This window comes from Citreimonas sp. (assembly GCF_042096055.1).
Taxonomy (GTDB): domain Bacteria; phylum Pseudomonadota; class Alphaproteobacteria; order Rhodobacterales; family Rhodobacteraceae; genus Citreimonas.
This window is the reverse complement of sequence record NZ_JBELMH010000019.1, coordinates 19,094-24,892: the sequence shown is the minus strand read 5'-3', so window position 1 is coordinate 24,892 and position 5,799 is coordinate 19,094. Positions and strand designations below refer to the sequence as shown.

Here is a 5,799-nt window from a genome sequence, read left to right as displayed (position 1 = left end):
GTCGAGATCGACAACAACGTCATCCTGCGCGGCGACTATTCCGGCCCTGCCGCGGCGCACGCCGTGCTGCGCGAACCCACGGTCGAGCATGCCGTGCTCGAGGTGGCTCGCGGCGGCATCATGCGCCGCGGTCTGGGCTTCGACGAGGCCGACGTGGGCGTGCTGCTCAACATCGCGTCCGACCACCTGGGAGAGCGGGGCATCCACACGCTGGACGAACTCGCGCGCTGCAAGACGGTCGTCGTCGACGCGGTCAAGCGCAAGGGCGAGGGCGGCTATTGCGTGCTCAACGCCGACGATCCGCTTGTCATGGACCAGGGCACCTACTGGGCGCGGGGCGAGATCATCTACTTCACGATGGACCCGGACAATCCCGCGCTGGCCGATCACCTGGCCGGCCTCGGCATGGTGCTGACCGTGAAGCAGGGCAAGATCGTGCTGCTGCGCGGCAAGCTTTCGGTCGACATCGTCGAGGTCAACGACGTTCCCATCGCCTTCGAGGGCCACGCGCCCTTCAACGTGCAGAACGCGATGGCCGCCGCCGGTGCAGCACTGGCCCACGGCATCGAGATCGACGACATCCGCGCCGGCCTGCTGACCTTTCATCCGACGCCGGCGCAGATGCCCGGGCGGACGAACTACTTCGAGGCCGACGGCGTGCGCTGCCTGATCGACTACGGCCACAACGTGCCGGCGCTTGTGGCGCTCGAACCGCTGGTGCGGGGGCTGGGCACGCAGCGCCGGATCGCGGTCTCGACCGCGCCGGGCAACCGGCGGGACGAGGATCTACGGGCGCTGGGCGCGCAGCTTGCGCGGATGTGCGACACCGTCATCGTCTACGAAACCGACGCCCGCGGCCGCGAGCAGGGCGAGGTCGCGGGCCTGATCCGCGACGGCGCGGCGGCCGAAGGCGGCGCCGACCGGGTCGAGATCATCATGGACGAGGCCGAGGCTGTCGACCGCGCGATGGAATATGCCGAGCCGGGCGACTTCCTGTTGCTGCTTGTCGACGACATCGCCGGCACCACCGACCGACTGAAGGGACGCAGCTTCGCCACGCAGGCGAAGCTGGCGCAGACCTGACGCGGGCACCGGTCGTGGCCCGCGCGCGGGTCCGGCCGGACCCGACCCCCACCCGCGCCGGGCGGCCCGCACCGTGATGCTCCCGCCCGGCCCATCCACGCACCGTCGTCTCGGGAGGGCGCAACAATGACCAAGAACGTTTTCGTCATAGGACTCAACGACTTGAACGCCGAGCGGCTGAAACGGCTGCGCGGCGTCGAGGATGTCCGCTTCCATCAGCTGCTGACCCCGGCGCAGGTCTCGGAAACGCAGGATTTCGACATTCCCGCCATGCTGGCCGAGGCCGAGGCGACGCTCGACGCCCATGACGGCTCGATCGACGCCATCGTCGGCTACATCGACTTTCCGGTCTCGACCATGCTGCCGATCCTGTGCCGGAAATACGACACGCCGCAGGCGTCGCTGGAAAGTCTGCTGAAATGCGAGCACAAGTTCTGGTCGCGCAGCGTGATGCGCGAGTCGATCCCCGACCACATCCCGAAATTCACCGCCTTCGACCCGTTCGACGAAAACGCGCTGGCCAAGATCGGCGAGGCCGACCTGCGCTTCCCGTTCTTCGTGAAGCCGATCAAGTCCTCGGGCTCGCGGCTGGGCTTCCGCATCGACAGCCCCGAGGATTTCGACTTCGCCACCGAGAAGCTGCGCGCCGAGATCCGCTCGATCGGCGAGCCGTTCGACCATGTCCTCAGCCAGGCCGACCTGCCCGACGACATCCGCGCGATCGAGGGGCATTACTGCATGGCCGAACAGGTGATCGGCGGCCGGCAATGCACCGTCGAGGGTTACGTGCACAACGGCGAGGTGGTGCCCTACGGAACGGTGGATTCGATCCGCTACCCGCAGGTGCTGAGCTTCTTCTACTACCTCTACCCGTCGCAGCTGCCGCCCAAGGTGCAGGAGAAGATGTGGGAGATAACCCGCACGATCATGGCGCATATCGGCTACGACAACGCGGGCTTCAACATCGAGTATTACTGGGACGAGGTGCAGGACAAGATCTGGCTGCTCGAGATCAACACCCGCATCGCGCAGTCGCACTGCGACCTGTTCGAGATGGTCGACGGCGTCAGCCACCAGCAGGTGACGGTCGACCTGGGCCTCGGGCGCAAGCCGGACCTGCCGCACCGCGAGGGGCCGCAGAACGTCGCGGCCGAGTTCTTCTACCGCGTGTTCTTCCGCGACGCGACGATCGCGCGCGCGCCCTCGAAGGCCGAGATCGAGGTCGCGGCCGAGCAGGTCGAGGGCACGCGCATCACGTCCTACGTGTCGAAGGGGATGAAGCTGTCCGAACTGCCCGAGCAGGACGCCTACAGCTTCGCGGTCGCCTCGGTCTGGATGGGCGCGGGCAAGCAGTCGAAGCTGCTGTGGAACTACGAGCAGGTGATGAAGCGCCTGAACTACGAGTTCACGGACATCGTGGAATAGCGCCGGTGGACTTCGCCGTCGCGAAGGACGACAAGCGCCTCTGGCCCATCGAATTCAGGCGAGCGAGCACATGAAGATTGACACCGACCTTCCGCGCCCGGTGCGCGAGATCGAGCATTTCGAGATCCCGATGCCCGACGGCACCCGGCTCGCCGCGCGCGTGTGGATGCCCGAGAACGCCGGCGACGAACCCGTTCCGGCGATCCTAGAATACATCCCGTACCGCAAGAACGACAAGACGCTCGAGCGTGACCATGCCCGCGCGCCGTGGATCGCGGCGCAGGGCTACGCCTATGTTCGGCTGGACCTGCGTGGCACCGGCGAATCCGAAGGACTGATGACCGACGAGTACACGCCGCTCGAGCTGCAGGACGGTTGCGACGCCATCGCCTGGATCGCCGATCAGGGTTGGTGCGACGGCGGCGTGGGCATCGTCGGCATCTCGTGGGGCGGATTCAACGGCCTGCAGCTCGCCGCGTTGCAGCCGCCGGCGCTGAAGGCGGTGGTGACGATCTGTTCGACCGACGACCGCTACGCCGACGACATCCACTACATGGGCGGCGCGCTGCTGTGCGATCACCTGTCCTGGGCGTCGGTGATGTTCGGGATCAACACGCTGCCGCCCGACCCGGTCCACGTGGGCGAGCGCTGGCGCGCCATGTGGCACCAGCGGCTGGACGAATCCGGTCTGTGGCTTGAGGAATGGCTGCGCCACCAGACGCGCGACGCGTTCTGGAAGCACGGCTCGGTCTGCGAGGATATCGGCGCGATCGAAGTCCCGGTCTACGCGGTGTCGGGCTGGGCCGACGGCTATTGCCGCGCGGTCTTCCGGCTGGTCGAGACGCTCAAGTCGCCGGCCAAGGGCATCGTCGGGCCGTGGTCGCACAAGTATCCCCATCTGGGCGAACCCGGCCCCGCGATCGACTGGCTGACCGAGGAAACCCGCTGGTGGGATCATTGGCTGAAGGGCCGCGACACCGGCATCATGGACGAGGATCCGCTGCGCCTGTTCCTGCAGGATCACGCCGAGCCGCGCAGCCACTATGCGCAGCGTGCCGGGCACTGGATCACCGAACCGGCCTGGCCGTCGCCCAACATCGAGCGCCGCGCCTTCGCGCTGGGCACGGACGGACGGCTGGGCGGCGAAGCGCAGCCCGACGACCGGCTGCACATCGCGTCGCCGCTCTGGGTCGGCTCGCACGCGGGCAAGTGGTGCTCCTACGCCAAGCGCGGCGACCAGCCGGGCGACCAGCGGCGCGAGGATGCCGGCAGCCTGGTGTTCGAGACGCAGCCGCTGGCCGAGGACGTGCACATCGCGGGCGATGCGACCATCACCCTGACCTTCCAGGTGGACCATCCCGTGGCGCAGGTCGCCGCGCGCCTGATGGACGTGGCACCGGACGGCGCCGCGACGCGCGTCAGCTACGGCGTGCTGAACCTGACCCACCGCGACAGCCACGAGACCCCCGAGGCGCTGGTGCCCGGCGAGACCTACACCGCCGAGGTCGAGATGAAGCACGTGGCGCAAAGCTTCCGCGCCGGGCATCGCATCCGCCTGGGACTGTCCAGCTGCTATTTCCCTATCATCTGGCCGGCGCCCGAACCGGTGACGCTCACGCTGATCCCGGCGGAATGCGCGCTGACGCTGCCGGTGCGCACCGGCGATCCCACGGCGCCCGACCGCTTCGACCCGCCGCGCGCGGCCGAGCCGCTGCCGGTGGATTACCACATCGAGCCGCATTCCGGCTGGAGCGTCACCGAGGATCGCGACACCGGCCGCGTGGTGGTCGAGGCCTTCGACCACGAGGGCGCCGCGCGGATCACGCCGCACGACCTGTTCCATTCCGCCGACGTGCGCGAACGTTACTCGGTGCTGCCGTACGATCCGCTTTCGGCCGAGGGGCAGGTGGTCTGGGTGCACGAGATGTCGCGCGGCGACTGGTCGGTAAAGACGGTCACCGACACCACGCTGACCTGCGACCGCGACTCGTTCCACATCACCGCGCGGCTGCAGGCCTGGGAGGGCGAGACGCTGGTGCGCGACCTCGACTGGACACGCACGATCCCGCGCCACCTCGTCTGAACCGGGCGCCCGCGGGCGCGGTCACGCCTTGACTTTCGCAGGGGCGGCGGGTCGCGTACCCTGTGAAACAAGGACGGCTTCGGCGCGCGCCAGACCGCGCGCCGGGCCACCGCACACAGGGAGAACGATCATGATGAAGAGACGCGCCTTTCTATCGACCGCCAGCGCCGTGGGCCTCGGCACGCTGGCCGCGCCATCGATCCTGCGCGCGCAGGGCCAGCCGCTGAAGGTCGGCACCTATGGCGGCTATTTCGAGGAAAGCTTCCAGCAACACATCTATCCCGACTTCACCGCCGCCACGGGTATCGAAGTCGAGTCGATCGCCGAGCCCACCGGCGAGGCCTGGCTGGTCCAGCTGCAGCAGGCCGCGCGCGCCGGGCAGGCGCCCGCCGACGTGTCGATGATGGCGCAGGTGGCCCGCATCCGCGGCGAGCAGGCCGAGCTCTGGGCGCCGCTCGACCGTTCGGCCATGCCGAACGTCGAGAACCTGCCGGACCACTTCCTCTATGCCTACGAGGACGGCGGTTTCTACGGCACCGGCGCGGTCAGCTGGTTCATCAGCCTCGTGACCAACACCGACGTCTACCCCGAGGCGCCCGAAAGCTGGACCGCCTTCTGGGACCCCGCGAACGAGAACCGGCTGGGCCTTCTGGCGCTGGCGTCGAACTCGTTCCTGCTCGAGATTACGGCGACCTGCTTCTTCGGCGGCACCGACATCCTCGGCGCCGAAGAGGGCGTGCTCGAGGTCATGAACAAGCTGGCCGAGGTAAAGCCCAACGTCCGCCTGTGGTACCGCGACGAGGGCCAGTTCCAGCAGGCGCTGGAGACCGGCGAGATTCCGATGGGCCAGTACTACCACGACGTCACGGGCCTTGCGGCCGCCGACGGCAAGCCCGTGCGCTCGACCTTCCCGCAGGAGGGCGCGGTGCTCGATTCCGGGTCCTGGGTCGTCTCGCGCGCATCGAGCGCGATCGAGCCCGCGCAGGTGTTCATCGACTACATGGCGCAGCCCGAGATCCAGGCCAAGCTGTCGCGCTTCGTGGGCACCGCGCCCACCGTCCCGCGCGAGATGACCGACCTGACGGACGAGGAATTCGCCGCCGTGTCGTCGGATATCGAGCCCATCCTGCCGCGCTACGACCTCTACGTCGATCGCGCCGACTGGGTGAACCAGAAGTGGTCGGAACTCGTCACCGGCTGATCCCTGC

At 68.2% G+C, this 5,799-nt stretch carries 4 protein-coding genes; all 4 read left to right on the top strand.

What is annotated here, in order from left to right:
- A partial coding sequence (locus ACFDTC_RS06565) for a glutamate ligase domain-containing protein (protein WP_375258082.1) occupies positions 1 to 1,083 on the top strand: 1,083 nt, incomplete at its 5' end.
- Positions 1,084 to 1,209: 126 nt separating this feature from the next.
- The gene (locus ACFDTC_RS06560) at positions 1,210 to 2,508 is read left to right on the top strand and encodes an acetyl-CoA carboxylase biotin carboxylase subunit family protein (RefSeq protein ID WP_375258081.1); all 1,299 of its coding nucleotides are present in this window, start codon (positions 1,210 to 1,212) and stop codon (positions 2,506 to 2,508) included.
- Positions 2,509 to 2,578: 70 nt separating this feature from the next.
- Positions 2,579 to 4,591: a CocE/NonD family hydrolase gene (locus ACFDTC_RS06555; RefSeq protein WP_375258080.1), complete on the top strand. Its 2,013-nt coding sequence runs from the start codon at positions 2,579 to 2,581 to the stop codon at positions 4,589 to 4,591.
- Positions 4,592 to 4,721: 130 nt separating this feature from the next.
- Positions 4,722 to 5,792 (top strand): PotD/PotF family extracellular solute-binding protein, encoded by a 1,071-nt coding sequence (locus ACFDTC_RS06550; RefSeq protein WP_375258079.1) that lies wholly within the window; start codon positions 4,722 to 4,724, stop codon positions 5,790 to 5,792.
- Positions 5,793 to 5,799 lie beyond the last annotated feature (7 nt).

Bases quoted from the DNA above. Each gene is read 5' to 3' on its own strand.
- ACFDTC_RS06560 (WP_375258081.1), top strand. From the start codon at position 1,210: ATGACCAAGAACGTTTTCGTCATAGGACTCAACGACTTGAACGCCGAG.
- ACFDTC_RS06555 (WP_375258080.1), top strand. From the start codon at position 2,579: ATGAAGATTGACACCGACCTTCCGCGCCCGGTGCGCGAGATCGAGCAT.
- ACFDTC_RS06550 (WP_375258079.1), top strand. From the start codon at position 4,722: ATGATGAAGAGACGCGCCTTTCTATCGACCGCCAGCGCCGTGGGCCTC.